Genomic DNA, 25,095 nt, shown 5'->3' with positions numbered 1-25,095 from the left:
CGCCCGCCCGGCCGCGCATCGGTTGCCCGGATGGCGCATCAGTTCAAGCGTTGGATGATGAAGGAGCGTTAGACGCATGGCTTACAGCGAGAAGGTCATCGAGCACTACGAGAACCCCCGCAACGTGGGGACGCTCGACAAGAACGACCCGAACGTCGGCACCGGCCTCGTGGGCGCCCCCGCTTGCGGCGACGTGATGCGCCTCCAGCTGAAGATCAGCGACTCGGGCGTGATTGAAGACGCGCGGTTCAAGACCTTCGGCTGCGGCTCCGCCATCGCGTCCAGCTCGCTCGTCACCGAGTGGGTGAAGGGCAAGACGGTGGATCAGGCCATGACCATCTCCAACAAGGACGTGGCCCGGGAGCTGGCGCTGCCCCCGGTGAAGATCCACTGCTCCGTGCTGGCCGAGGACGCCATCAAGGCGGCCATCGAAGACTTCAAGAAGAAGCGCGCGTCGCGGCAGGCCTGAAGCTTCGCGCGGTACCTCTTCCAGGATTGAGGACGACTCCATGAACGAGCAGGCCCAGACGACCCAGGCCCCTCAGACGCCCCCCAAGCCGGCGCCCAAGGGCATTGGCCTTGCGGACAGCGCGGTGGCGCGCCTCAAGCAGCTGCTGGAAGAGCGCCGGACTCCGGACGCCGGCCTGCGCATCGCGGTGAAGGGCGGCGGGTGCTCCGGCCTCCAGTACTCCATGGAGTGGTCGGAGAAGTCCCGCGAGCGCGACAAGGTGTTCGAGCGCGACGGCGTGCGCGTCTTCGTGGACCCGAAGAGCTACCTGTACCTCATCGGCACGGAGCTGGTGTTCGAGCAGACGCTGATGGCGTCCGGCTTCAAGCTGAACAACCCCAACATCAAGGCCGCCTGCGGCTGCGGAGAGAGCTTCTCCGTCTGAGCCTGAAGCGGCCTTCCCGCCCGCCCCGTCGGTCAGGGAGCGGGCAGCAGGGGTCCGGCCCGGTGCCGGGCCCCTTTTTCGTTTCCCCCCATGAGGATGTGCGCACCGTGAGGACCCACTTCGACGTGTTCGGGCTGCCCCGCTCCCACGCCGTGGACGTGCCGGCCCTGGAGAAGCAGTACCGGGAGCTGTCGCTCCAGCTGCACCCGGACCGCGTCGCCCCCGGTGACGCAAAGGCGCGCCTGGCCGCCGTGGAGGGCACCACCGCCCTCAACGGGGCCTTCAAGACGCTGAAGGACCCGGTGCGCCGCGCCTTCTACCTGCTCAAGCTTCACGGCGTGGACCTGGACCGCGAGGACGCGGGCGCCCAGAAGGACATGCCCCTGGAGTTCCTGGAGGAGGTCATGGAGCTGCGCGAGGCGTTGGATGAATCCATCGCGGCGAAGGACCTACCGAAGGCCCAGGCCATGGCGAAGGACGTGGCGGGCCGCAAGGCGGCGGCGCTCCAGGAGGCCGTGGCGGCGCTCGGCACGCTGGAAGGCGCTGGGGATTCTCCGGACGGGGTGAGAAAGGCATCGCACGCGCTGGGGCGGGTGCGCTACTTCACGCGCTTCCTCGAGCAGGTGGACGCGTTCGAGGAGGAGGTGCTCGCGTGAGCAACAACGGCTATCTGCAGATCCACGACCCGCTCAAGCCGAAGGGCCACGTGGTGGGCATCGACCTGGGCACCACGCACTCGCTGGTGGCGTCCGTGTCCCAGGGCAAGCCCCGGTGCGTTCCGGTGGACGATGGCGACTCGCTCTTGCTGCCCTCTGTCGTGCACTACAGCAAGGACGGCGGCGTGGTGGTGGGCGCCCGCGCGCGGAAGCTCGCGGCCGAGGCCCCCACGGACACCATCGTGTCGGTGAAGCGCTTCATGGGCCGCAGCCCGGACGACCCGGAGACTCGCAAGCTGGGCCACTACGACTTCGCCCCCGGCGCCAACGTGGTGCGCTTCAACGTGGCCGGTGGCCAGCCGGTGACGCCCATCGAGGTGTCGGGCGAGATTCTCCGCGCCCTGAAGCGCCGCGCGGAGGCGCACTTCTCCGGCAAGGTGGAGCAGGCCGTCATCACCGTGCCCGCCTACTTTGACGACGCCCAGCGCCAGGCCACCCGCGACGCGGGGAAGCTCGCGGGCCTGGAAGTGCTGCGCCTGCTCAACGAGCCCACCGCCGCCGCGCTGGCGTACGGCCTGGACAAGGGCAGCCAGGGGATGTTCGCCGTCTACGACTTGGGCGGCGGCACGTTCGACATCTCCATCCTCAAGCTGGAGGACGGCGTCTTCGAGGTGAAGTCCACCGGCGGTGACTCCGCGCTGGGCGGCGACGACTTCGACCGCGCCATCGCACAGCACGTGCTCCAGAAGATGGGCGTCCAGGCCCCCACTCCCGCGCAGGTGGCGGAGCTGATGGTCGCCGCTCGAAAGGCGAAGGAGGCGCTCACCGACGCGGCGGAGGTCACGCTCAGCGTGGAGGGCCATTCGCAGCCGCTGTCCCGCGCGGACTTCGAGGCGTGGATCCAACCGCTCGTGGCGAAGACGGGCACGGTGTGCCGGCGGGCCCTGAAGGACGCGGGCGTGGCGGCGGGCGAGCTGGACGGCGTCATCCTGGTGGGTGGCTCCACCCGAGTGCCCGCGGTGCGCCGCTTCGTGGCGGAGATGTTCGGCCGCGAGCCCCTGGGCGACATCGATCCGGATCAGGTCGTGGCGCTGGGCGCGGCGGTCCAGGCGAGCCTCCTCACCGACGGCGACCGTCAGGACGAGGTGCTGCTGCTGGACGTCATCCCCCTGTCACTGGGCCTGGAGACGATGGGCGGCATCACGGAGAAGCTGATCCCCCGCAACTCCACCATCCCCACGGCGGCGGCGCAGGTGTTCACCACGTTCAAGGACGGCCAGACGGGCCTGGACGTACACGTGGTGCAGGGCGAGCGCGAGCTGGTGCAGGACAACCGCAGCCTCGCGCGCTTCACGCTCTCCGGCATCCCCACCATGGCGGCCGGCATGGCCCGCGTGGAGGTGCGCTTCCAGGTGGACGCGGACGGTATCCTGTCCGTCACCGCCAAGGAGCAGAGCACCGGCGTGGCGCAGGCCATCACCGTGAAGCCCAGCCACGGCCTGACGGAGGAGGAGATCGAGAAGATGCTCCTCGACTCCATCGACTTCGCGGAGGACGACATCCAGGCCCGCCAGCTGCGCGAGCAGCAGGTGGAGGCCGAGCGCGTCCTCTCCGAGGCCGACCGCCAGCTGCGCGAGAACGCGGCGCTGCTCCAGGCCGGCGAGCCGGAGGCCATCCAGGCCGCCATGGCCCGCGTGCGCGAAGCCGCGCAGGGCAAGGACTACATGGCCGTGAAGGAGGCCCTGCACGCGTTGGACGAGGCGTCCCGGGCCTTCATCGAACGGGTCATGAACCGCGCCATCACCCAGGTGGTGTCCGGCCATTCCGTGGAGGAGTACTGAGCCGTGCCCAAGGTCACCTTCAAGAGCCCCCTGGCCGAGGTCGCCGTGGACGTGCCCCAAGGCACCACCCTGCTGGACGCCGCGGAGAAGGGCGAGGCCCAGGTGGGCCACAGCTGCGGCGGCGTGTGCGGGTGCTCCACCTGCCATGTCTGGATCCGCAAGGGTCTGGACTCGCTGAGCGAGCAGCGGGACGACGAGATGGACCGCCTGGACATGGGCTTCGACGTCCGGCCGTACTCCCGCCTGTCGTGTCAGACGGAGGTCGGCGGCGAGGACGTCACGGTGGAGATCACCGAGGAATCGCTGGTCGCCTTCATGGACGAGAACCCGGCCATCCGCCGGAAGCTCGAGTCCGAAGGCCGCTGGCCGCTGAAGAAGTAGCCTGAAAAAGGATGCTTGACCGGGCGGGGGAGGTTCTTTATACGTCTCGCCCATCGCGGCGCCGCAAGGCACCGCGAGCCACCTGCCCAGGTGGTGGAATTGGTAGACACACTAGATTCAGGGTCTAGCGCCTGCAAGGGCATGGAGGTTCGAGTCCTCTCCTGGGCATGAAGTAATCGAAGGGCCCCGACCACAAGTCGGGGCCCTTTTTGTTTTCCGGCCCTGCCCTCTTCGCGCGGCTCAGGGCGGCGCGGGTTCCACCGCTTCATGCGCCACGTGGTGCGCGGCGGCGTTGGCCAGCCGACCGCCCTTGCGCAGGTCGCGGATCCGCAGCTTGGAACGGTGCACGCACCAGGCGCCCACGGCCACCTGGCTGATGACGGTGCCCAGGTGGGTGAGCGTGGCGAAGGCCGCCGCGTCCTCCGGGTTGGAGCCCAGCGCGCGCGCCGCCCAGCTGGTGACGAAGTAGTAGATGCCCATGCCCGCCGGGACGCCCGGCAGCGACTGCCCCAGGGAGATGGCGCCCAGCACGACGGCGCCCGCGAAGAGGCCCCCGGGGATGTGCACGCCGTGCAGCGCCAGGCCATACGCCAGCGCGGAGGCGAACACCGGGAAGATGGAGAAGAAGAACACCTTCGCCATGCCCTTGAAGGAGCGCGCGGTGCCCAGTCCCTCCCCCACGTGATTCAGGAAGCTGTCCACGCGGGGCATGGTGTGACGCTGGTGCAGCCAGCGGCCCAGGGGCGCCGCCCAGTGGGCCAGCAGCACCACCAGCGCCACCAGGCCGATGCACAGCGACAGCGCCACGTGCAGCTCCGTCCGGAAGTGGGCCATGGTCTCGCCGAAGGGGCCCAGGAAGGACAGGGCCACCAGCAGCATCAGACAGGCGAACTCCATCAGCTTGCACACGCCCACGGAGCCCAGGCTCCGGATGAAGGGGATGTTGTGCGTGCGCGACAGGAGGAAGGAGCGCGTCACCTCCCCCAACTTTCCCGGCAGCGCGTTGTGCACGAACACGCCAATGCCCACCATCTGGAAGCGGTCCTTGAACGGGATGTGCTTGCGCAGCGTGGCCTGCCACTGCACCGCCCGCAGCGGCACCAGCGACGCCTGCAGGAGCATGAACGGCACCAGCCACACCAGGTGTCCCGGCAGGTCGCGGACGAACTTGTCCAGCGGGAAGCGCGGCGTCAGCAGGTCCCCGGATCCGCTCAGGTTCCACTTGAAGAACGCGGTGGAGAGCAGGAGCAGGGACAGGACGAGTCCCACCACTCCGCCCAGCACCCTGAGCCACGTGCGTCCGCCGGCGTTGGGAAGCCGCATGGTCCTCCCCTTCCTCGGTTTCAATGGAGAATCCGCGGTGAGCCGGTGTCCAGGTAGGCCTCCGCCAGGCGCTCGTGCAACCGCGCGCAGTGGCTCAGGCCAGACAGGTCCACCGGGCCGTTCGCGGGCCACATCACCAGGCTGTCGGACTCCACGCGCGTCAAGCCGCCGTGCGAGCCGAACTCCCACGCGAAGCCCACCGTGCCGCCCTTCCGCACGGCTTCACCGAAGAGGACCAGGTCCCCCGCGGTGTCCATGCGCGGCAGTCCCTGGAGGAAGTCCGCCACGGCGCGCTTGCTGTACTCGGTGGTGAGCGGCGCACGGTCCAGGTCCTCCAGGCCGTAGACGCCTCCGCCCATCACCACCACCGCCTCGGTGCCCCGGCGCATCGCCACCATGCCGATGTCCGGGTTGTGGGTGGCCCGCGCCAGCACCTCCGGATGCAGCGACAGCAGTTCACGCGCCTCCAGCGGCGCGGGACGACCGCTCAGGTAGATGTGCGCGAAGTTACCGGCCTCCACCACCACCGGGATGAAGGGCTCGCGCGCGGCGCTGTCCGGGGCTGGAGCCTGGCGCCCATCCAGCAGGCCGCGGCGCACGTCGGCGCGCAGCTCGGGCACCTCGCCTTCGAAGAGGACGGCCTCCAGGCGCCGGCCCTGGCGCTGCTCCAGGGGCAGGCTGTCCACGTGGCCGTGATCCGACAGGAGGATGACGTCGTAGGGCTCCGGCGCGGCGCGGGCCACGGCAAACAGCTCCGCCAGTGACGCGTCGACACGGTGGAGTTCCTGCATCGCCAGCTCCGAGCGCGGACCGCGGCGGTGCGCCACTTCATCGTAGTTGCCGTACACCAGATAGATGAGCGGCACGCCGCGCACCATGTCCACCAGCGACTTGGTGTACGCGAAGCTCCAGCCCAACCGCTGGAGGAGGATGCGGCTCAGGAGGAAACCCTGCTCGTGGCGCCAGTCGTTGACCTGGCGCGCCCACTGGCGCACCTCGCGCACGGCGTGCCAGGACTCCATGCCGAAGGAACGCAGGAAGTCCCACGCACCCCTCGTGCGCGCCGAACCCAGGCCCTGCATCTCGTACGCGAACGAGCGCGCCATCAGCTTGAAGCTCGACAGCGTGCTCATGCACATGCGGTTCGTGGCGCCCGCGTGGAAGAGCGAGAAGTACGTGTGGCCGCCGTGGTCCAACAGGCTCGTGCGGCCGTGTCCGCGCAGGCGCGCGTCAATGGCCATCGCGTCGCCCGGGGTATTCATCTGCACCTTGCGGCCGAGCGCCCGGTCGTACCAGCTGTAGCCCGGCAGGTTCGGATGCCGCAGCCCGTAGAGCAGCCCCGCCTGGAAGAACGGCGTGGACGTGGGCGCTCCCCAGAATGCGTTCTCCAGGTGATACGCGCCAGAGCGGACCAGCTGTGAAACAAAGGGCATGCGCCCTGTGACAATGGCCTCGTCGAGGAGCGCCTTGGGCACACCGTCCAGATGGACGAGAAGAGCGTTCCGAGGCCGACGCGCCGCCACGGGCGGAACTTTCGATCCAATCCTCCGGACGAGGGTATTCGCCCAATTTCGTGAATTCTCGCTGACGAGCTCGTTGAGACTTTCGCGCACGTTGACGGCTCCCCCATCCCCCAAGGCAAAATGGGCATTCAGGGGGACAGGAGCTTCCGAGGCCGCGCTGCTCTCTTGGAGAGCAGGCGGGCGGAAAGGGTCTCTGTCCCGGGCTGGAATCGATGCGCCCCCTCGGGGCTTCACGGGGTTTCGATGCTGGCTCCAGTCGTCTTCCTGTTCTTCATGCTGCTGTCACTGAGTGCCGTGGCGGCCAGCCGCACGGCGCCCGGGCTCTCGCCCGTGAAGCGAACGCCTACGATGGACGGCATCGCGCTGCCGCTCCTGTCCTTCAGCTCGGATCAGGGCTTCGGCTACGGCGCTGTCGGCGGCATGTACCTCTATGGCGACGGCAGCAAGGCGCCCTACGCACATGCCCTGTCCGCGCAGGTGTTCTTCACCGCGCGCGGCGCCATGAATCATTACCTCCGTTACGACGGGCCGCAGTTGCTGGGGCCCCTGCGTTTGGAGGGACGGCTGGAGTACCGCCAGGAGAAGAGCAGCCCCTTCTTCGGCGCGGGCAACCTGTCCGCCCCGGACTTCCGGGGTGACGTGGACGACCAGCGGTACAACTACGACAAGGGCTCGCCGGGCCTCTGGGTGCGTCTGCGCGGGCGGCCGTTCGGTGAGAATCACCCGTTCCAGTCGTACGTGGGCTACGGCTGGCGCTACACGCGCGTGTCACCCTACGAGACGTCCATCCTGGCGCAGGAGCGCCCCATCGGCATCGAGGGCGGGCCCAGCGGGCAGCTGCTCGCGGGCGCGCTCTGGGACACGCGCGATGACGAGGCCGACCCGACGTCAGGCGGCGTGGAGGAGGTGGCGCTGCGCGTGTCGGGCCTGGCCACCTTCAGCCGCTACCAGTACGCGGGCGTGACGCTGAGCGAGCGCCGCTACATCCGCATCACCCCGCGGCTCGTCTTCGCGCAGCGGCTCACGCTGGACATGCTCTTCGGGGAGGTGCCGTTCTTCGAGTGGATGACCACGGGCGGCGTCAACGTGTCCGAGGGCATTGGCGGCATGAGCAGCGTGCGCGGCATCGAGCGCAACCGCTTCGCCGGCAACGTGAAGGCGTTCAGCAACTCCGAGCTGCGCTTCCAGGCGGCGCGGATGTCCTTCTTCGGGCAGCCGCTGGCGCTGGGCACGGTGGTGTTCCTGGACCTGGGCCGCGTGTGGCATCCGGGTGTGACGGACGGCAAGTGGCATGAGTGGCACCCGGGCATCGGCGGCGGCCTGCGCTTCTCGCGCCGCGCGGCCGTGGTGCGCATGGACTACGCGCGCTCCACCGAGACGGGCCGTCAGCGCTTCTACATCACGTTCGGTCACATGTTCTAACGGCGCACCCGGGCGCGCGCCGCGCAGATTTCACGTGAGCGCGTCCACCCAGCCGCGAAGCCGCGCATCCGCCTGTGCTTCGCCGCGAACGCCCTGTTCCACGTCGAGCGTCAGCGTGAGGAAGCCGCGCGACTCCAGGCCCTCGCGCAGCGCTTCGCGCGCCTGTGCATCCGGGGCGAAGAGGATGCAGCCGTCACCGCCGCCCGCGCCGGAGAGCTTGCCCGCGCAGTGGTAGGACGCGGCGATGGCCAGCACGCGGCGCATGCCTTCGGTCTCCAGCGGGCCCAGCTCCAGCAGCAGCGCGTGCTGGGCCTTCACGGCTTCGGAGAAGGCACGGAAGTCGCCGCCGCCCAGGCCGTCTTCAATCGTGTGGCCCAACGCGTCCGAGCGCTCCACGAAGGCCCTGCGCCCGGCGTCCGCGAGGCGGGCCTCCACCTGGCCGATGAGGAGCTTCGTCGACGCGCTCTCGCCGGTGAAGGCGTAGAGCATGGACACGCGCGGCACGGGCATGCGCCAGAGGTCCACTGGAGGGGACTCCGCGAGCGCGGCGTTGAAGCGGCCGGTGTTGGCCGCGTCCGCGAGCGCGGTGATGTCATAGCGACGGTAGCGCACGGCACCGCCAGCGAAGCTCGTGGCCACGTCGCCGCCGCTGCCCTTGCCGCCCTGCCCCAGCGTGTGCGCGGTGAGGGCGAGCTTCAGGACGTCGAACTTCTCCTCCAGCACGAAGCGCGCGGCCTCCGCGGCGAGCACCGTCGCGGACGCGCTGCCCCCGATGCCCAGCTTGTGACCGCCCGGGCCGAGCGCGCCCGGAGCCACCGCCACGTCGAAGCCCACGCTCGCGCGGCCGTGCGCGCGCAGGGCTTCATCCAGCGTGCGGGCGACGAAGGAGAAGCCGGCGGGCACTTCACGGTCCCACTTCACGCCGCGAGGCGTGGTGAGCCCCTGGAGCGTCCCCTCCTCCAGGCAGATGTGCACGCGCGAGTCCTGACGCCTGCGCACATAGGCGGCAGTGCGCGGCGCCACGGCCGCGAGGCGGGACACGCCGCCCCACAGCACGGCGTACTCGCCAGAGATGAACAGCTTGCCCGGGGCGGAGAGCGCTCGATCCATCAGAACAGGTGCTCGGTGAGCAGCGTCGCGTCACCACCGGGCACGCAGCGCACCACGTCCACGGCTCCGCAGGCGCGGGCCAGGGCCTCCGCCGCGACCTCGTGGGCCGCGGTCGTCAGCAGCACCGGGTTCGGCCCCGCGTCGAGCGTGAACCACACCGGCACGCCCTTCTTGCGCTGCTCGCGCAGGTGCTGGATGAGCCCCAGCGTCGCCGGACTCAGGTAGGACAGCGGCGGATCCGCGGAGAGCGTCGTGCAGTGCATGCGCCATGCGTTGCGCTCGCACAGCTCGCCCAGCGCCTCCAGGTCCTTCTTCGCGATGAGCTCCCGGGCGCGGGGCACTTCGGCTTCCGCGTCCTTCACCCACGCCGGATAGTAGGGGCTCGTCTCCACCGTGTTCTTCATCCCGTCCCGCGACTTCACCTCTTTCTCGCCGCGGTCGAGGATGGCCACCACCATGCGCAGGTCCGACCAGTGGCCCGCGTCGAAGCGCTGCACGGCGTAGCTGTCCTCGCCGTCCTCGCGCTCACCGCGCATCCACTCGCAGAAGCCGCCCTGCACGCTGCGGCACGCGGAGCCGCTGCCCCGCCTCGCCAGGATGCTGGACGCCCGCGTGTCCTGGGGCAGCCCCGCCGCCGCGCGCCCCGCCACCGCCAGCGCCGCGAAGCCCGCCGCGCTGCTCGCCAGGCCCGCCGCCATGGGGAAGTCCCCGCGCGACACCACCTTCGCGGGACCCAGGTCGCGCCCCGCCTGCACGCGCACCGCGTCCAACAGGCGGAGCACGCGGTCTCGCTCGCTGCCCTTGGCCACGTGGCCGTGCAGCTCCACCGTGTCCGACGGCGCGCCGAACTCCACCGTCGTCGTCACGTGGATGGGGGCCAGCGTCAACGACAGGCTGGACTGGTGCGGGAGGATGAGCGCCTCGTCGCGCTTTCCCCAGTACTTCACGAGCGCGATGTTGGGATGCGCCCGGACCGTTGCCTTCATGGAATGTCTCCCTGGACCCGCGGCCCCGCGAGCTGACTCGCGAAGCAGCGCACGCCGTCACGCGTCAGTTGCGCGACCACGGGCTCCGGTTCGGGGAATAGGCCGATGACCGCGCCACCGTCACCTCCCGCCCCGGTGAATTTGGCCCCCAGCGCGCCCAGCGAGCGCAGCCGGAACACCATGTCCTCCAACGCTGGTGACGACAGCCCCAGCGCGTTCAGGAGGCCCTGGTTGACGTTCATCGCGTCCCCCAGCCCCTCCAGGTCGCCCGCCTCCACCGTCTTCGCCGCCTCGGTGACGAGCCTCCCCACCTGACCGAAGAGCCGCTTGTAGCGCTCCGGCCACCGCGCCTGCCGCTCGCGCAGCGCCCCCACCGTCAGCTTCGTGGGACTGCGCGCGCCCGCCAGCGCCACCACCACCGACACCGGCCGCGGACTCTTCAGCTCGCGCGCGCGGCCCGTGACGCCCGCCGGCGCCTGCACCCGCCGGTAGAGGATGAGCTTCTCCTCCGCGCTCGTGGTGTGGTCCACGCCCGACGGCGTGCCGTGGAACTCCTGCTCCATCTCCCACGCCAGCCGCGCCGTCGCCTTCGCCGTGGGCGCCTGCCCCGCCGCCTGCAACAGCACGCGCGACGTGGCCACCGCCAGCGCCGCGGAGCTGCCCAGCCCGGCGGACAGCGGCAACTGCGGCTCCAGCGTGACCTTCACCTTCGGCTCGCCCACGAGCTTCGCCGCGCGCGCGAAGGCCTTGCGCATCATCCGCTTCTGCGCCGCGTCCGCCGTCACCGGCACGTCCAGCACGCACGAGCGCGAAGGCCCACCGCGCGCCACCACGCCGATGGTCAGGGGACCGGCGATGGCGGGGTAGCCGTACACCACGCTGTGCTCGCCCAGCAGGATGACCTTGCCAGCACCAAAGGCGACCAGGGGATTCATTGCGGAAGTCATGGCACCAGGCTCGCGAAGGGGGCGGGCGCCTTCATTCCGCGCACCACCCTGCCCCGTCAAGCGCTCCCGCATCAAGGGAGCGCCCGGGGGCGGACGTCAGCCGTTGGTGAGGGTGGCGACGACGGGCGTCTCCGGGGGAAGGCTCGCGAGGATCTCCCGCGCCTTCTCCACCTTCACGTGCCCGGCCTTCACCAGCAGGTTGGCCACCTTCTCCACGTCCCCACCGCGCGCGCCCGCAGTGACGGCGACGCTGCGTGCGTGCATGGCCATGTGTCCCTTCTGGATGCCCACGGAGCCCAGGGCCCGCAGCGCCGCGAAGTTCTGCGCCAGGCCCACCGCCGCGAACACCATGGACAGCTCACGCACGCTGGTCGCGCGCATCAGCTTGAGCGCCACCTGCGCGCCCGGGTGGATCTTGATGGGGCCACCCACCAGGCCCAGCGCCAGCGGCAGCTCGATGCGGCCCACCAGGTGCCCCTCCTCCAGGTACCAGGTGGACAGCGGGCGGTACTGCCCCTTGCGGCACGCGAACGCGTGGGCACCGGCCTCGATGGAGCGCCAGTCCTGCCCCGTGGCGATGGCCACCGCGTCGATGCCGTTCATCACGCCCTTGTTGTGCGTGGCGGCGCGGTACGGGTCGGCTTCCGCGAAGCGGCTCGCCTGCGCGATGCCCTCGGCGATGACCTCGCCCGGCAGGCCGAAGTCCGCCAGCAGCGGCAGCGGGATGCGGCACGTGGCGCGCGCGAGCCGCTTGTCCGCCAGGTTCGACAGGATGCGCAGGTACACCCGGCCGCCCGTCAGCTGCTCGATCAGCGGCGCCACGCCCTCCGCCATGGTGTTGATGAGGTTCGCCCCCATCGCCTCCTGCGCGTCGATGAGCAGGTGGACGATGAGCAGCGGCTCGCCGCGCGGTCCTTCCGGCGCGGGCAGCAGGCGCACCTCCACGTCCTTCGCGCCACCGCCGCGAGCCACCATGGCCGGGTGGAAGCTGTTCGCCAGGGCGAGGATTTCATCCTTCGCATCCAGGATCTTCTCGGACGCGTGGCCGGGGTCTCCGTAGTTGGAGACCTGCACCTGGCCGATCATCATCGACGCGTCGGCCTCCGCGATGAAGCCGCCCGACTCGCGGACGATCTTCGACGCGAACGACACCGCCGCCACGACGGACGGCTCCTCCACGGCCATGGGCACCAGGTAGTCGCGCCCGTTGACGTTGAGGTTGAGGCCCAGGCCCAGCGGCAGGGAGAACGTGCCCACCGCGTTTTCGATCATCTGGTTGGCGATCGACAGGTCCAGGCCGTTCTCGCCGCGCAGCTGGTCCAGCTCCGCCTCGGTCAGCCGGAACATCTGGCCAATGCGCGCCAGGCGCTCCTCCAGGGGCAGCTTGTGGAATCCGGCGAGCCGGGACGTCACGGTGTCAGACATGTTCTTCCTTCCCAACCTGGGATCCACCCGGCATCACAATGCCGCCAACCAATCCTTCAACGCGCCGGTCACCACACGAGGCCGCTGCCGCAGCTGAGCGACGGAGCGGCTGCCCGTCAGCACCAGCGCCTGCCGCAGGCTCGTGAGGATGACCTTCAGCGCATCCTCCGCGGCCGGCAGCCCGCCCTGCTGCTGCGCCCGGAACAGCGGCAGCGCCATGCCCGCCAGGTCCGCGCCCAACGCGAGCACCTTCGCGGACTCCAGCCCGCCGCGCACACCGCCGCTGGCCACGAGCCGGACCTCAGGCCCCACCGCCTTGCGCACGCTGGCGATGGCCGCCGCGGTGGGGATGCCCCAGCCGCTGAACTCCGCACCCACCTGCGCCTGCGAACCCACCGCGCGAAGCTGCTCCACGCGCACCCATGACGTGCCGCCCAGCCCGGAGACGTCCACGTTGCGCACGCCCAGTTCCACCAGGCGCCGCGCCACGTCCGGGCCGATGCCGCACCCGGTCTCCTTCACCATCAGCCGGTCGCCCATCGCACGTGCCAGTTCCTCCACCACGCGGTAGCCGCCGCGGAAGTCGCGGTCGCCTTCCGGCTGCGTCAGCTCCTGGCCCGCGTTGAGGTGCAGCGCCATGCCGTCCGCGCCAATGGCGTCCATCAACCGCCGCACGCCATCCACACCCAACCCGATGGCCTGGTACAGCCCGATGTTGCCCAGGAGCGCCACCGTGGGCGCCACGTCGCGCACCGCGTACGACGCCGCGCGCGCGTTGTCCTCCGCCATGGCGCGCTGGCTGCCCACGCCGAAGGCCAGGCCGTGCCGCTCCGCGAGCAGCGCCAGGTCCCGGTTCACCGCGCCCGCGCGGTCCGTGCCACCCGTCATTCCGGTGACGAGGAGCGGGGCCTGGAGGCGCTTGCCCAGGAACGGCGTGGACAGGTCCACATCCTCCACCGCCATCTCCGGCATGGCGCAGTGGATGAGGTGCACGCACTCCAACAGCGTGGAGTTCTGTGCCGGTTCCACATCGCCGGTCGCGCACAGGTCGAGGTGGGCATCCTTCCGCTTGGCTGTCGTCTCGTCGCCCATGTCGCTGAAAGCCACCCGCGCTGTCGCTGCAAAAAACCTGTAAGCCTGGAAGGTCGTTAGGTTCCTACCAAGCGCCAGGGCCGAGGTGCAAGCCAAAGGGCCCCGCCGGTCGCTCTCCGGGTGTGAATGGACGCGCTGTCTTCTGGACGGTATGAGCCACCGCGTGAGCACGCCGGACAACAGGGTCATCGTCTTCCTGCACAGTGGCGAATATGACCGTATGCACCAGGGTCTCGCCATCGCGGCGGCGGCGACGGCGGCCGGGCGGCGGGTCGAGGTGTACCTGTTCTGGTGGGCCCTGGAGCGCTTCCTGTTGGACAGGTTGGACGAACCGGATTTCGCCGGACGCGAGGACGTGGCGGACCGCTTCGAGGCGCGCGGCATGCCCACCGTGCGCACGCTCCTGGAGCACGTGCGCGAGTCCGGGTTGGGCATGGTGGCGGGCTGCACGGGCTCGCTCGGTGCCCTGGGGAGCGAGTCGAAGGCGGGCGACAGTGGCATTGACGTCTGGCTCGGGTGGAGCGCCATCCTCCAGCGTACGGCGGGCGTGGCGGATCGTTTCTATCTTTAAGGCCGGCACTACCTTTGGGACGGGCGGCAGCCGGGGCCATGGGCCTCCGGGGTAGCCTGGACCCGTTACGTTGACGCCTCCCTGCTCCTGCTTACGTTTCGTGTGGCCCCCATGGCGGGGCGAAAGGCACGGAACGAGGAACATGGCGCAGCGTGACCCCCACATGACAACCCGAGGACCGGCCGCACCGGCGCTCAAGGGCGGCGGGTGGCACCGGCTGGGCAATGCATTGAAGACGACCGTGCTGTTGGCGGGCTTGACGGCCCTGGTGCTCGTCATCGGCCAGCGGCTGGGCGGCGCGCAGGGGCTGATGATGGCGGGCCTCTTCGCGGTGGTGATGAACTTCGGCTCGTACTGGTTCAGCGACCGCATCGCGCTGGCCATCCACGGCGCGCAGCCGCTGTCCTATGAGCAGGCCCCGTGGCTGCATGAGATGGTGGAGCGGCTGGCCGCGCGCGCGGGCATGCCGAAGCCGAAGGTCTACCTGCTCCCCACCGCGCAGCCGAACGCGTTCGCCACGGGCCGCAACCCGAGCCACGCGGCCGTCGCGGTGACGGCGGGCATCATGGACATCCTGGACCGGCGCGAACTGGAAGGTGTGCTGGCGCACGAGATTGGCCACGTGCGCAACCGGGACACGCTCATCGGCACGGTGGCGGCGACGCTCGCGGGCATCATCAGCTACGCGGCGCAGATGCTCTTCTGGTTCGGCGGCAGCATGCTCAGCCGCGGCGACGACGACAGGGACGGTGGCGTGGCCGGGGCGCTGTCCAACCTGGGCCTGCTGCTGGTGGCGCCCATCGCGGCCACGCTGCTGCAACTGGCGGTGAGCCGTTCGCGCGAGTACGGCGCGGACGCCACGGGCGCGGAGCTGTGTGGCGACCCGGATGCGCTGGCGAGCGCGCTCTTGAAGATGGAGCGCGGCGCGGAGGCCATGCCGTATGACCGGGCCCCCGCGACGTCGCACCTGTTCATCGTCAACCCGCTGCACCACGGCGGGGTGATGTCGCTGTTCTCCACGCACCCGCCCATCCCGGAGCGCGTGCGCCGGCTGCGCGAGATGAGCGCGCGGATGGGCCAGGGCACTCGCGGCCGTGGTGGCTGGGAGTACGCGTACTGACAGGCTCCCGGCCGTTCACGCCGACCGGGCCAGCGCCACCGCGTCTGGCCCGGCGGGGAAGCGGAGCGTCCCTGACGTGTCGTTCGCGGCACGCCAGATGGCCTCGGCCACGTCGGACTCGCGCGTCACCGCGGAGGGCTGTCCGAGCGAGGCGAAGATGCGCTGGGCGAAGGGCGCGTACGCTTCGGGGAACAGCCCCTCCATCCGAGGGGTGCCGTTGCTCGTGAAGCGGGTGCCCGGGCAATAGCCCGGCTCGACGAGCTTCACGCGCAGGTTGAAGTCCGCAAGCTCGAAGGCGAGCGACTCCGTGAACCCTTCGATGGCCACCTTGCTCGCGGTGTAGACGGCCACCAGCGGCATGGGGGCCAGGGTCGCGCTGGAGGTCACGTTCACGATGACTCCCGACCTGCGTGCACGAAGCCGCGGCAGCACCGCCTGTGTCATCGCCATGACGCCGAAGACGTTGGTCTCGAACAGCTCGCGCACCGTGGTCATCGGCGTGGCCTCGAAGGCGCCCATGAGCCCGATGCCCGCGTTGTTGACGAGCACGTCGATGGGCCCGCTCGCCTCCAGCGCGGCGGCGATGCTCTCGGGCTTCGTCACGTCGAGCGGCACCACCCGCAGCCGGTCCGATGCAGGGAGCACATCCTCACGCGGCGTTCGCATGGTGGCGACCACGTTCCAGCCCTGGGCGTGGAAGTGGCGAGCCGTCTCGAGTCCATAACCGGAAGAACACCCCGTGATGAGCACCGTCTTCATGCCGTCTCCTTTGGCCGCGATTCGCGCGGCGTTGATGTTCTGAAGGTACCGGCGACAATCAGGACGCTCCACTACGCGGAGTCCGCATTTCTTTTGCTAGCGTCCGGGCATGACCGACCCCCTTTCGGAAGTCATCGCGCTGCTTCAGCCCAGGGCCATCTTCTCGAAGGGCATCAGCGGAGCGGGCGCATGGGGAGTTCGTTACTCGGACTTCGGTCAGCCCAGCTTCTGTGCCGTGCTCGAAGGGAGCTGCCGACTGGCCATCGACGGGCATCCGGCCGTCACGCTCGAGGGGGGCGACTTCGTGCTGCTGCCGGCGACGCCGGGCTTCACCATCTCTGGCTTCGAGCCGGTGACTGCCGAACGTGTCGACCCCAAGGTGGCCCCTTCCCCCACCGGGGAGGTGCGTCACGGTCGGCGTGGTGGCCGCCCGGATGTGCGACTGCTCGGGGGCTATTTCGTCTTCGACTCACCTGACGCGGCCCTGATGGTGTCGTTGCTCCCAATCCTGGTGCACGTGCGCGGCGTGGAGCGGCTGTCCACGCTGGTCCAGCTCGTCCGCGACGAAACGAGCGAACAGCGCTCGGGGCGCGAACTCGTGCTCACGCGGCTCGTGGAGTTGCTGCTCATCGAAGCGCTGCGGTCCACGCCGAGCGGCGACACACCTCCGGGGCTCCTCCGCGGATTGGCGGATGCGCGGCTCGCACCCGCGATCCGGCAGATGCACCGCCACCTCACGCGTCCGTGGACCGTGGCGCAGCTCGCGAAGAGCGCGGCGCTCTCGCGCACGGTGTTCTTCGAGCGCTTCACGCGCACCGTGGGTTTGCCCCCGATGGAGTACCTGCTGGACTGGCGGATGGCCGTCGCCAGGGGACTGCTTCGCGGCCAGGAGCTCTCCATCACGGAGGTGGCCGAGCGCGTTGGCTACAGCTCGGCGAGCACCTTCACCGCGGCGTTCAGCAAGCGCGTGGGTCAGCCTCCCGGGCGCTTCGCGCGTGCGAGCGGACACCGTTGACGGCGGGCTATTCCACCGATGGATCCGGGAGCGGACCGAAGGCCTCCACCGGATGCTCCAGCATCTCGCGCAGCGTGTTGGCGATGACGCCCGCGTGGTAGCCGTCGAGGAAGCGGTGGTCGAAGGACGCGTTGATGTTCATCACGTGTCCGGGCACCACCCTCCCCTCCTCCACCACTGCCACCTCGCGCACCGCGCCGGGCGCGAGGAAGATGGGCACGCGGGTGAAGGGCGCGAGCGGCAGATACGCCGTGTCCAGCCCCAGCTCGCCCACGTCCACCACCACCGCGGCACCAAACGGATCCCTGGGCAAGCCGAGCCACGATGGATCCAGGTTCAACGTGTACGTGAGGAACGACACGAGCCCGGTGAAGCGGTGCAGCAACAGGTGCGGCACGCGCTTGAGCAGACTCCGGCCCTGCTCCACCTGCGCGTCCCGGCCCTCGCGCACGCGCGCCGCGGTGGACGCCACCTCCAGCGCCAGCTCGTGCACGGACTTCTGGTCCACGTCCTCGATGCGCACGGGCGTGAGGCCGCGTTGATCCGCACCTGGCAGCACCGCGCATACGGTGATCCGCTGACGCAGGTAGATGCGCTGGTAGCGCAGGAGCGCGTTGGCGTCCGGGCAGCGGCGCAGCGCTTCACCCATGGCCTTGAGGACCAGGTGGGTCGCGGTGAGCCGCACGCCGGTGCGCTGGTGGAAGGCATCCATCCAGGCGAGCGCCGCGTCCATGCGCACCGTCAACGTGCCGTAGACCGTGGGGTCATACGCGGTCGCCCAGCTGCCGATGGCGAGCTTGCGGAAGCTCGACACGTCCCGCTTCGGCTTCAGCTCCAGGTGCGCCATGGGGCCCGAGCGTGCCCCAGGATGGCGCTGACGGGGGAGCCGGAATGCAGGCGGGCGCCACGGCTCGGCCGGCGCGTCGGGTGGGGCCCGCCGGGTTGCCTGCCAGTGAAGCCTTGACGCGCCATGTCCCAGCGGTAGGCTGCCCCGCTTTTTGCATCCTTCTGTGGAGGTCGTTCCCTTGCTGTTTGCACTCATTCTCGTATCGATCGGGTTCGCAGTGACGCTCGGTCTGCTGCTTTTCCGAGACAAGAGCGGCGCTGGTGCCAACGCGGGCCGTCCCTCGCTCTCCTCTTCCTCTTCCGCGCCGTCGTTCCGGGGCGAGCTGGAGTCCGAGAGCAAGGCGCGCGCGAAGGCGGAATCGGAGGTCCAGCGCAAGCAGAAGGAGCTGGACGAGCAGCGCGCGCAGCTCCAGGAGGTCAAGGAGCAGCTCAAGCAGACCAAGCGGAAGCTCTTCGAGCAGAAGGAAGGCGAGAAGGGCTCGAACGACCTGGTGAAGGCCCGGGCCGAGGTGGAGCGCAACGCCAGCATGCAGCTGGAGCAGACCCGCGCGGAGCTGGCGCAGGCCCTGACGGAGAACTCCCGGCTGCGCGCGGAGACCGAGTCGCGCAATGGCCCCCGCCGCCGTGAGGCCCCGGCCGCTGCCCCCGCGCAGACGACCGCGCCCGCCGCTGTCCCTGCCTCCGTCGAGGCGCCGGCTCCGGCGGATCAGATCGCCGCCCCCGCGAGCGAGCCCGTGGTGATCGCGGCGGTGTCCGTGACGCCCGCGCCCGTGGCCCCGGCGGAGCCCGTGCGCCGCTACCGCGAGCTGAACGACGCGGACCGCGAGAAGATGAACCGGCTGGAGCAGGCGGCGAACAAGGACCGTTCGCGCGCCGCGGAGCTGGAGAAGGAAGTGCGCCGGCTCAAGGGCCGCGCCGACACGCACGCGCGCATCCTGTCGGTGACGAAGTCCGAGGCCGACCTGGGCAAGGACAAGTACAAGGCGCTGGAGAAGCGCCTCAACCGCACGCTCCTGGAGCGCGACCTGCTTCGCCGGGCCATCAAGGACCTGGAGAAGAAGACGGGCATGCTCGCGGACCGCACGGAGCTGACGCCGGACGAAGTCGCCGCCAGCGACCAGCGCAGCGACGAGCAGGCCCGCTCCCGCGCCGAGGCGGAGGCCCGCGCCACCGCGGCGGCAGCCACGCCCACGGAAGCCCCGGCCGCCACCGAGCCGACGACCACCGAGGGCGAGGCGAAGCCTTCCGAGGCCCCGCCGACCAACGCCTGAGCCGTACGCTGGCGTGAAGCAAGAAGGCCCCGCCGTCCCCTCACCGGGACGCGGGGCCTTCGTGTTTCCGGGGCAAGCCTTCGTCAGTCGCGCGGCGGCGGCATCACCACCAGGGCTTCGGTGTTGGCGCGGATCTCCCCGGTGCTGTCGTCCACGCCGCCCACCACGAGCACGGAGCCGTCCGGCAGCGCAGAGCACGTGTGCCACACGCGCGGCTGCGGCATCAGCGACAGCCCCAGCACGGTGGGCTGCGCGCCTGTGTGCGGGGTGATCAACTCCACCCACGGCACGGCGTACGTCGTGCCGATGGAGGTCCCCCGCCCGCCCAGCACCACGATGCGCCCGTCCGGCAGCGTCACCGCGCACGGGTTGCTCCGGGGCATCAGCGCGGGGCCTTCACGCACGGAGACCACACCCTCCAGGAACTCGGAGGAGCCCACGGGCCGCGCGTCCTCCGCCGGGTCCGCGCCGTCGAAGCCGCCCATGACCAGCAGCTCTGGAGACTCGTCCGCGCGGCCCAACATCGCCACGGCGGCGCCCTGCCTGCCGACGCGGAGCTGCGTCCCTGCCGCCAGGAACATGACGGAGCCGAAGTCGAACCTGAAAGCCGACACGTCGGTCTCAGCCTTCTTCAGGGAATCAACGCCTCCCACGATCTGGATGTTCATCCCGTCCGGTCTTACCGCCAGCGCGACGTCCGTGCGGTGGACCTGCATGCCGGGAGCCACGAAGAGCCCCGTGGTCGCGTCGAAGCCTTCCATCTCGCTCACCGTGCTGCCGTCCGCCGCGCGTCCGCTCACCAGCGCCACGTGTCCTTCCGCATCCACCGCCGCCGCGTGCTGGTAGCGCTCCACCTTGTGCATCAGCTCACGCACCGCGCCCGTCGACACATCCACGAGGCGCGCCGTGGACTGCAACGACACCGGGGCGAAGGACTCCGCGCCACCCGCCAGGAGCACGCGGCCATCCGGCAGCAGCGACGCCGTGTGGAAGGCCCTCGCGCCCACGGCGGGCCCAGCGCTGAACGTGCCGTCCGCCGGATTGAACACCTCCGAAGTTCCCGACACAGGGCGCGTGCCATTCGGCAGGGGCAGATAGCCACCGGTGATCAACACCCGCCCATCCGGCAGCGTCGTGGCCGTGTGCGCCGCGCGTGCTTCCGCCGGCAACGAGCACGTCCTCGGGTCCGACGCCAGGTTCACCGGCACGAACTCCCCCAGCCGCCGCAGGACCACGCGCACCTTGGGCGCCTGCCCCTCCGCCACGTCGAACGGCGTCGTGCGGCCCAGCGACACCAGCTGTCCACCCTGGTCCGGCCCCCCCACGTAGGCCCGCACCTCCAGCACCCGCGCGCTCCCCGGCGGTAGGACCGGCACGTCCTCTGGCGCCCACTCCACCGTCGACACCCGCTCGCGGGGCGTGTCGAGGCCCGGGCCCGTCACGCGGAAGCGCAGGTGCGTCACCCCGGCCAGGGGCTGGGTGCCAGCGCAGGAGGCGGTGAGCAGGTCCAGGGAGGGGCGGACCTCCTTGTCCCCGCAGGCGGGGGTGAGGGACGCCAGGGCGGCGGCGAGGAGCGTGGAGCGGACGAAGCGCGGAGCCATGCGGCGGACGCTACCAGCCCCCCTCCCCGGAGAGGTGGAGTCCAGGCGGCCGGAAGCAGGCGGCGCGGTGGGGATTGCGCTGTAATGCGACCGCCCCAGGACGTATGTCCTGTCCCCTCCTCCATGAAGCTCTCGCTCGCCACCCGCATCTTCCTGGGCTACGCGCTGGTGCTGCTGACGTTCGGGGCGGTGTCCCTGTTCAGCGTGGCGGAGCTGCACCGCAACCGTTTGGAGATCCGGCTCGTCAGCCAGGGCTACCTCCAGCTGTCCCAGGACGCCGCCGCGCTGGAGACCTTCCAGACCAGCCAGGAGAAGGACACCGAGCGCGTGCTGGAGCAGAACAGCGTGGAGACGCGCCGCGCGCTCATCCGGCTGGCGAGCCTGTACTACGCGCCCCAGATGGCCCAGCGCCTGGAGGCCGCCCGCGCCAAGGCCCGCGAGGTGCTCACCTTCGCCCCGGAAGGCGAGGTGCCCTTCGTGATGGAGCTGGACTCGCGCTTCGCTGAGCTGTCACGCAACTCCAAGGCCTACGGCCACGCGGTGGAGGCCGTATTTACCTCGCTCGCGTCCGAGTCCCCTGAAAGCCAGGAGGTGGCGCGCGCCACCGCCGAGCTGCGCCAGTTGGAGAGCGCCATCGGCCGTGAGCTGCGCGTGCTGCGCGCGACGCTGACCAACCGCATCCGCGAGCGCGTGGACGGCGCGGAGGAGCGCGAGCGCAGGACGGGCCTCACCATCATCGCGCTGTCCATCATGGCCATTGGCGTGGGCGTGGGCGTCACCGCGTGGTCCGCCCGCACGCTGCGCCCGGTGCGCACCCTCATCGAAGGCGTGTCCCGCATCGGCCGGGGCGACTATTCCGCCCAACTGGGTGTGCGCGGCGCGGACGAGGTCGCGCTGCTCGCACGCGAGTTCGACCAGATGGCCCGCTCGCTCCAGGCCCGCGAAGCGCAGCTCAAGTCCCAGGCGGAGGCGCTGATGCGCGCGGAGCAGCTGGCCGCGGTCGGCCGCATCTCCGCTCAAATCGTGCACGAGGTGCGCAACCCGCTGTCCTCCATCGGCCTCAACGTGGAGCTGCTCCAGGACGCGGTGGACAGCGCGCAATTCGACTCGCAGGACACCGCCACGGAGGCGCGCGAGCTGCTCTCCGCCGTCACCCATGAGGTGGACCGCCTCACCGATGTCACCGAGCAGTACCTGCGCATGGCGCGCCCCGCCCGGCCGGACCTGGAGCCGGAGGACATCATCGCGGTGCTGGACGGCGTGCTCGACTTCACCCGCGAGGAGTTGGTGCGCGCGGGCGTGGAGGTGGTGCGGGACTTCGCGCCCGGCACACCCCGCGTGCTCGCGGACCAGGGCCAGCTGCGGCAGGTGTTCCTCAACCTGCTTCGCAACAGCCGCGAGGCCATGCCCTCCGGGGGACGGCTCACCGTGGCGACCATCCCGAAGGAGGGGGACGTGGAGGTCACCGTGCGCGACACCGGCAACGGCATGACGGAGGAGGTCCGCCGCCACCTCTTCGAGCCCTTCTTCACCACCAAGGAGGGCGGCACGGGCCTGGGGCTCGCGGTGAGCCAACAGATCCTCCAGGCCCACGGGGGCTCGCTCTCCTGCCAGAGTATTCCCGGCCAGGGGACGACCTTCGTGTTAAGGCTTCCTCGCGCATGAGCTTTACACCGTACCGGGACGTGCTGCCCTCGGGGCTGCGCGTCGTCACCGTCGAGACGCCCCACCTGCACACCGCCCTGCTGGCCGTCTACGTGAGGACCGGCAGCCGGCATGAGTCGGTGGAGAACAACGGCGTCAGCCACTTCCTGGAGCACCTCTTCTTCCGGGGAAGCGAGGCCTGGCCGGACACGGTGAAGATGAACGCGGCCGTGGAGGAGGTGGGCGGCAACCTCAACGGCGCCACCACCCGCGACCACGGCTACTACTACACCCCGCTGCACCCGTCGCACCTGAGCGTGGGCCTGGACGTCATCGGCGACATGCTCACCCGCCCCCGCCTCACCGACATGGAGGTGGAGCGGCAGATCATCCTGGAGGAGATGCTCGACGAGGTGGACGACAAGGGGCGCGACATCGACCTGGACAACCTGTCCAAGCGCCTGCTCTTCCCCGGCCACCCGCTGTCGCTGAAAATCGCCGGCACCCCCGAGTCCGTGAAGGCCCTCACCCACGCCCAGGTGATGGAGCACTTCGCCCGGCACTACGTGGCCGGCAACCTGGTGGTGTCCGCCGCGGGCAGCGTGAAGCACTCGGAGGTGCTGGCCCTGGCCGAGCGCGCCTTCGCCCACCTGCCCAAGGGCAGCGCCACTACGGAGAGCGCGCCGCCGCCGCTGGGCCCCGGTCCGCACTTCCACTTCGTCTCCCACGACGAGTCGCAGACGGAGTTCAAGCTCACCTTCCGCGCCGTGCCGGAGCAGCACGAGGACTTCCCCGCGCTCCAGATTCTGCGGCGCCTGCTGGACGACGGGCTGTCGTCGCGGCTGCCGTTCGAAATCGTGGAGAAGCGCGGCCTCGCGTACTCGGTGCAGGCGGGGCTGGACACGTACCACGACCTCAGCCTCTTCGAGATTGAAGCGGCCAGCGCGCCGGAGAAGGCGTCGCTCGTGGTGGCGGAGTCGCTGCGCGTGCTGTCCGAGCTCTGCGAGAAGGAGGCGGGCGAGGAGGAGCTGAACCGCGCCAAGCGCCGCCACCGGATGCTGCTGGAGTTCTCCCAGGACTCGCCGGGGGAGCTGGCCGGGTGGTTCGGCGGCGTGGAGCTGTTCCGCCGGCCGGAGACGTTCGGCCACCGCGCGGATCAGGTGGACCGCCAGACGGCCGCGCGGGTGCGGGAGGTGGCCCGGCGCTACTTCACCCGCGAGAACCTGCTCGTGGTGGCGGTGGGCCAGCGCAAGGGACTCAAGGCGCTGGAGAAGGTCGTCATGGACGCGGAGGGGCTGCCCTCCTCCGCGCCCGCCGTCAGCGCCGCCCGCGGATGATGACGGGCCCCGTCGGGCCCGCCTTCTTCTTCTTGGGCGTCGCCTTGTCGATGGCCTTCTGGATGCGCAGGTAGTCGGGGTTGTGCGGCTCGCGCTTCAGGGCCTCGTCGATGAGCTTCTTGCCGCGCGGCAGCTGCGTCTCGAACTGGGCGTAGAGGTTCGCGAGCGCGGCCTTCTCCTCCACGGTCGCCTCGTTCAGGCTCGTCAGCCGCTCAAGCACTTCCTGCGCCTCCGGCTTGCGGCCGGCCTTCAGGTGCAGCCGCCACATGCGCGACAGCGCGGGCGGGAAGGCGGGCTCCGCCTTGAGGGCGAAGCGGTAACTGTCCTCCGCCCCGCGCGCGTCGCTCTGCTCCTCCAGCACGCGGCCGCGCACGTACAGCGCGCGGGCGAAGCGCGGGCGCAGGTGCAGCGCGCGGTCCACCAGCTGCTGGGCCTCCGACGCGCGGCCCTGGGCGCAGACAATCTCCGCCAGCCACGCGGTGGCCTCCGCGTTGTCCGCGTCATCCTCCAGCAGTTTGCGCAGCGCGCCCTCTGCTTCGGCCGGGCGCCCGAGCGCCATGAGCACGCGGGCCTTCATCGCCACCACGTCCGTGGAGTCCGCGTCCTCGGGCGGTACGGACTGGAGGTCCGCCTCCGCCATGTCGTTGACGCCGCTCATCAGGAAGAAGCGCGCGCGCAACAGCCGCGCGGGCGTGAAGCTGGGCGAGCCCTGGAGCACGCGGTCCATCAGGTTGGCCGCGAGCAGCTCCTCGCCCTTCATGAGCAGGATTTCGGCCTCCACCGTCTTCGTCGGGGCGTCGTCCGGGTTCTCCCGGAGGATGCGCTCCAGCGTGGTGAAGGCCGCGTCCGGGTTCCCCTGCCGTGCTTGCAGGCGGGCCAGCGACAGGATGTCCTCGTTGGACAGCTTGCCCTCCTCCCTCAGCGACACGAGCGTGGAGATGGCCTGGGGAATCTGCCCCTCCCCCATGTACATGTCCGAGAGCTGCTTCTGGATGACGGGGTCGGTGCCCGGGATGAGGCCCTCCGCCTGCTTGAGCGTGAGGATGGCCGCGCCCGGGTTGCCGGCGCCCTGGTGGGCCTTGGCCAGGAGGAGGAGCGGCTCCACGCTCTCTGGCGCGGCGTTGGCGGCCTTCTGCAGCTCGGAGATGGCGCGGGCGTACTGGCCCTTCGTGAGCGCCTCACGACCCTGGGACAGGGAGTTCTGGACCTGTACGGCCTGTTTCTGCGCGGCCGCTGTCTCTGGGTCCTTGCAAGCAAGCGGCAGGAGCAGGACGAGCGTCCAGGGACGGGGGAAAAATCGATGGGGCATCGCTGAGGGACAGGGTACCGGAT

The 25,095-nt window shown here is 70.3% G+C and carries 23 protein-coding genes and 1 tRNA gene; 13 read left to right on the top strand and 11 right to left on the bottom strand.

All coding sequences use genetic code 11. The features are described 5' to 3' along the window. The first annotated feature begins 76 nt into the window (after positions 1 to 76). From iscU to GTZ93_RS19565, 6 genes are all read left to right on the top strand, one after another. The gene (gene iscU / locus GTZ93_RS19590) at positions 77 to 469 is read left to right on the top strand and encodes a Fe-S cluster assembly scaffold IscU (protein WP_120553652.1); all 393 of its coding nucleotides are present in this window, start codon (positions 77 to 79) and stop codon (positions 467 to 469) included. A 40-nt stretch (positions 470 to 509) separates the two neighbouring features. Next, complete coding sequence (locus GTZ93_RS19585) at positions 510 to 893, top strand: HesB/IscA family protein (protein WP_139915963.1); 384 nt, start codon at positions 510 to 512, stop codon at positions 891 to 893. Between the two features lie 107 nt (positions 894 to 1,000). Next, the gene (gene hscB / locus GTZ93_RS19580; protein WP_139915964.1) at positions 1,001 to 1,549 is read left to right on the top strand and encodes a Fe-S protein assembly co-chaperone HscB; all 549 of its coding nucleotides are present in this window, start codon (positions 1,001 to 1,003) and stop codon (positions 1,547 to 1,549) included. Next, positions 1,546 to 3,390: a Fe-S protein assembly chaperone HscA gene (gene hscA / locus GTZ93_RS19575; RefSeq protein WP_139915965.1), complete on the top strand. Its 1,845-nt coding sequence runs from the start codon at positions 1,546 to 1,548 to the stop codon at positions 3,388 to 3,390. Before hscB ends, hscA begins: the two co-directional genes overlap by 4 nt. A gap of 3 nt (positions 3,391 to 3,393) precedes the next feature. Then, positions 3,394 to 3,771, top strand: a complete 378-nt coding sequence (locus tag GTZ93_RS19570) for a 2Fe-2S iron-sulfur cluster-binding protein (protein WP_120564055.1) — start codon at positions 3,394 to 3,396, stop codon at positions 3,769 to 3,771. An 84-nt stretch (positions 3,772 to 3,855) separates the two neighbouring features. Next, positions 3,856 to 3,939: transfer RNA gene (locus GTZ93_RS19565), tRNA-Leu, on the top strand. Positions 3,940 to 4,011: 72 nt separating this feature from the next. Here the strand turns inward: GTZ93_RS19565 and GTZ93_RS19560 are convergent. Beyond that, complete coding sequence (locus GTZ93_RS19560; RefSeq protein WP_139915966.1) at positions 4,012 to 5,094, bottom strand: lysylphosphatidylglycerol synthase transmembrane domain-containing protein; 1,083 nt, start codon at positions 5,092 to 5,094, stop codon at positions 4,012 to 4,014. Between the two features lie 20 nt (positions 5,095 to 5,114). Beyond that, positions 5,115 to 6,569 carry an alkaline phosphatase family protein gene (locus tag GTZ93_RS19555; protein WP_390624883.1) on the bottom strand — a complete coding sequence of 485 codons (1,455 nt, stop codon included), beginning with the start codon at positions 6,567 to 6,569 and terminating at the stop codon, positions 5,115 to 5,117. Positions 6,570 to 6,860: 291 nt separating this feature from the next. Between GTZ93_RS19555 and omp85 the strand changes: the two genes are divergently transcribed. Continuing rightward, the gene (gene omp85 / locus GTZ93_RS19550; RefSeq protein WP_139915968.1) at positions 6,861 to 8,039 is read left to right on the top strand and encodes an Omp85 family outer membrane protein; all 1,179 of its coding nucleotides are present in this window, start codon (positions 6,861 to 6,863) and stop codon (positions 8,037 to 8,039) included. 30 nt (positions 8,040 to 8,069) lie between these two features. On the opposite strand, the gene GTZ93_RS19545 is transcribed toward omp85, so the two are convergent. From GTZ93_RS19545 to fni, 5 genes are all read right to left on the bottom strand, one after another. Continuing rightward, the gene (locus GTZ93_RS19545) at positions 8,070 to 9,149 is read right to left on the bottom strand and encodes a mevalonate kinase family protein (RefSeq protein WP_139915969.1); all 1,080 of its coding nucleotides are present in this window, start codon (positions 9,147 to 9,149) and stop codon (positions 8,070 to 8,072) included. Then, positions 9,149 to 10,135: a diphosphomevalonate decarboxylase gene (gene mvaD / locus GTZ93_RS19540; RefSeq protein WP_121755363.1), complete on the bottom strand. Its 987-nt coding sequence runs from the start codon at positions 10,133 to 10,135 to the stop codon at positions 9,149 to 9,151. The genes GTZ93_RS19545 and mvaD overlap by 1 nt, the downstream gene beginning before the upstream one ends. Continuing rightward, positions 10,132 to 11,070: a mevalonate kinase gene (mvk, locus tag GTZ93_RS19535; RefSeq protein ID WP_121710816.1), complete on the bottom strand. Its 939-nt coding sequence runs from the start codon at positions 11,068 to 11,070 to the stop codon at positions 10,132 to 10,134. Before mvk ends, mvaD begins: the two co-directional genes overlap by 4 nt. Positions 11,071 to 11,178: 108 nt before the next feature. Next, entirely contained in the window at positions 11,179 to 12,507 is a 1,329-nt protein-coding gene (locus tag GTZ93_RS19530; RefSeq protein WP_121755364.1) for a hydroxymethylglutaryl-CoA reductase, degradative, read from the bottom strand. 33 nt (positions 12,508 to 12,540) lie between these two features. Further along, positions 12,541 to 13,599 (bottom strand): type 2 isopentenyl-diphosphate Delta-isomerase, encoded by a 1,059-nt coding sequence (gene fni / locus GTZ93_RS19525; protein ID WP_120594876.1) that lies wholly within the window; start codon positions 13,597 to 13,599, stop codon positions 12,541 to 12,543. Positions 13,600 to 13,762: 163 nt separating this feature from the next. Here fni and GTZ93_RS19520 point away from each other — a divergent pair, with 163 nt between their 5' ends. Both GTZ93_RS19520 and GTZ93_RS19515 read left to right on the top strand, forming a co-directional pair. Further along, positions 13,763 to 14,170: a hypothetical protein gene (locus GTZ93_RS19520; protein WP_315967333.1), complete on the top strand. Its 408-nt coding sequence runs from the start codon at positions 13,763 to 13,765 to the stop codon at positions 14,168 to 14,170. Between the two features lie 163 nt (positions 14,171 to 14,333). Next, a complete protein-coding gene (locus tag GTZ93_RS19515; protein WP_120594855.1) occupies positions 14,334 to 15,290 on the top strand; it encodes a zinc metalloprotease HtpX in 957 nt (318 codons plus the stop codon). A 15-nt stretch (positions 15,291 to 15,305) separates the two neighbouring features. Here GTZ93_RS19515 and GTZ93_RS19510 read toward each other — a convergent pair whose 3' ends face one another. Then, complete coding sequence (locus GTZ93_RS19510) at positions 15,306 to 16,049, bottom strand: SDR family oxidoreductase (protein ID WP_121755365.1); 744 nt, start codon at positions 16,047 to 16,049, stop codon at positions 15,306 to 15,308. Positions 16,050 to 16,158: 109 nt separating this feature from the next. Here GTZ93_RS19510 and GTZ93_RS19505 point away from each other — a divergent pair, with 109 nt between their 5' ends. Next, positions 16,159 to 17,064: an AraC family transcriptional regulator gene (locus GTZ93_RS19505; protein ID WP_120575987.1), complete on the top strand. Its 906-nt coding sequence runs from the start codon at positions 16,159 to 16,161 to the stop codon at positions 17,062 to 17,064. Positions 17,065 to 17,071: 7 nt separating this feature from the next. Here GTZ93_RS19505 and GTZ93_RS19500 read toward each other — a convergent pair whose 3' ends face one another. After that, positions 17,072 to 17,911, bottom strand: coding sequence for a 2-oxo acid dehydrogenase subunit E2 (locus GTZ93_RS19500; protein ID WP_139915971.1), 840 nt, complete (start codon positions 17,909 to 17,911; stop codon positions 17,072 to 17,074). A 178-nt stretch (positions 17,912 to 18,089) separates the two neighbouring features. On the opposite strand from GTZ93_RS19500, the gene GTZ93_RS19495 reads away from it, so the two are divergent. After that, a complete protein-coding gene (locus GTZ93_RS19495; protein WP_120575989.1) occupies positions 18,090 to 19,181 on the top strand; it encodes a cell envelope biogenesis protein TolA in 1,092 nt (363 codons plus the stop codon). A gap of 83 nt (positions 19,182 to 19,264) precedes the next feature. Here the strand turns inward: GTZ93_RS19495 and GTZ93_RS19490 are convergent, their stop codons facing one another. Continuing rightward, positions 19,265 to 20,782, bottom strand: a complete 1,518-nt coding sequence (locus tag GTZ93_RS19490; RefSeq protein WP_139915972.1) for a Kelch repeat-containing protein — start codon at positions 20,780 to 20,782, stop codon at positions 19,265 to 19,267. A gap of 123 nt (positions 20,783 to 20,905) precedes the next feature. Between GTZ93_RS19490 and GTZ93_RS19485 the strand changes: the two genes are divergently transcribed. Next, positions 20,906 to 22,447 (top strand): sensor histidine kinase, encoded by a 1,542-nt coding sequence (locus tag GTZ93_RS19485; protein ID WP_120594863.1) that lies wholly within the window; start codon positions 20,906 to 20,908, stop codon positions 22,445 to 22,447. After that, positions 22,444 to 23,763, top strand: a complete 1,320-nt coding sequence (locus GTZ93_RS19480) for a M16 family metallopeptidase (protein ID WP_139915973.1) — start codon at positions 22,444 to 22,446, stop codon at positions 23,761 to 23,763. Before GTZ93_RS19485 ends, GTZ93_RS19480 begins: the two co-directional genes overlap by 4 nt. Here the strand turns inward: GTZ93_RS19480 and GTZ93_RS19475 are convergent. Further along, positions 23,744 to 25,072, bottom strand: a complete 1,329-nt coding sequence (locus GTZ93_RS19475) for a tetratricopeptide repeat protein (protein WP_121755018.1) — start codon at positions 25,070 to 25,072, stop codon at positions 23,744 to 23,746. The two genes, GTZ93_RS19480 and GTZ93_RS19475, sit on opposite strands and share 20 nt — an antisense overlap. Positions 25,073 to 25,095: the final 23 nt, after the last annotated feature.

Origin of the sequence: Corallococcus exiguus (genome assembly GCF_009909105.1) — a bacterium.
GTDB lineage: Bacteria > Myxococcota > Myxococcia > Myxococcales > Myxococcaceae > Corallococcus > Corallococcus exiguus.
The sequence above is the reverse complement of the archived record's forward strand: the minus strand, read 5'-3'. Positions and strand labels throughout refer to the sequence as shown.

Coding starts and splice junctions, on each gene's coding strand:
- GTZ93_RS19545 (WP_139915969.1), bottom strand. CDS start 9,149: ATGGATCGAGCGCTCTCCGCCCCGGGCAAGCTGTTCATCTCTGGCGAG.
- GTZ93_RS19510 (WP_121755365.1), bottom strand. CDS start 16,049: ATGAAGACGGTGCTCATCACGGGGTGTTCTTCCGGTTATGGACTCGAG.
- iscU (WP_120553652.1), top strand. CDS start 77: ATGGCTTACAGCGAGAAGGTCATCGAGCACTACGAGAACCCCCGCAAC.
- omp85 (WP_139915968.1), top strand. CDS start 6,861: ATGCTGGCTCCAGTCGTCTTCCTGTTCTTCATGCTGCTGTCACTGAGT.
- GTZ93_RS19480 (WP_139915973.1), top strand. CDS start 22,444: ATGAGCTTTACACCGTACCGGGACGTGCTGCCCTCGGGGCTGCGCGTC.
- GTZ93_RS19490 (WP_139915972.1), bottom strand. CDS start 20,782: ATGGCTCCGCGCTTCGTCCGCTCCACGCTCCTCGCCGCCGCCCTGGCG.
- GTZ93_RS19585 (WP_139915963.1), top strand. CDS start 510: ATGAACGAGCAGGCCCAGACGACCCAGGCCCCTCAGACGCCCCCCAAG.
- mvaD (WP_121755363.1), bottom strand. CDS start 10,135: ATGAAGGCAACGGTCCGGGCGCATCCCAACATCGCGCTCGTGAAGTAC.
- GTZ93_RS19505 (WP_120575987.1), top strand. CDS start 16,159: ATGACCGACCCCCTTTCGGAAGTCATCGCGCTGCTTCAGCCCAGGGCC.
- GTZ93_RS19560 (WP_139915966.1), bottom strand. CDS start 5,094: ATGCGGCTTCCCAACGCCGGCGGACGCACGTGGCTCAGGGTGCTGGGC.
- GTZ93_RS19500 (WP_139915971.1), bottom strand. CDS start 17,911: ATGGCGCACCTGGAGCTGAAGCCGAAGCGGGACGTGTCGAGCTTCCGC.
- fni (WP_120594876.1), bottom strand. CDS start 13,599: ATGGGCGACGAGACGACAGCCAAGCGGAAGGATGCCCACCTCGACCTG.
- GTZ93_RS19485 (WP_120594863.1), top strand. CDS start 20,906: ATGAAGCTCTCGCTCGCCACCCGCATCTTCCTGGGCTACGCGCTGGTG.
- GTZ93_RS19475 (WP_121755018.1), bottom strand. CDS start 25,072: ATGCCCCATCGATTTTTCCCCCGTCCCTGGACGCTCGTCCTGCTCCTG.
- GTZ93_RS19515 (WP_120594855.1), top strand. CDS start 14,334: ATGACAACCCGAGGACCGGCCGCACCGGCGCTCAAGGGCGGCGGGTGG.
- mvk (WP_121710816.1), bottom strand. CDS start 11,070: ATGAATCCCCTGGTCGCCTTTGGTGCTGGCAAGGTCATCCTGCTGGGC.
- GTZ93_RS19530 (WP_121755364.1), bottom strand. CDS start 12,507: ATGTCTGACACCGTGACGTCCCGGCTCGCCGGATTCCACAAGCTGCCC.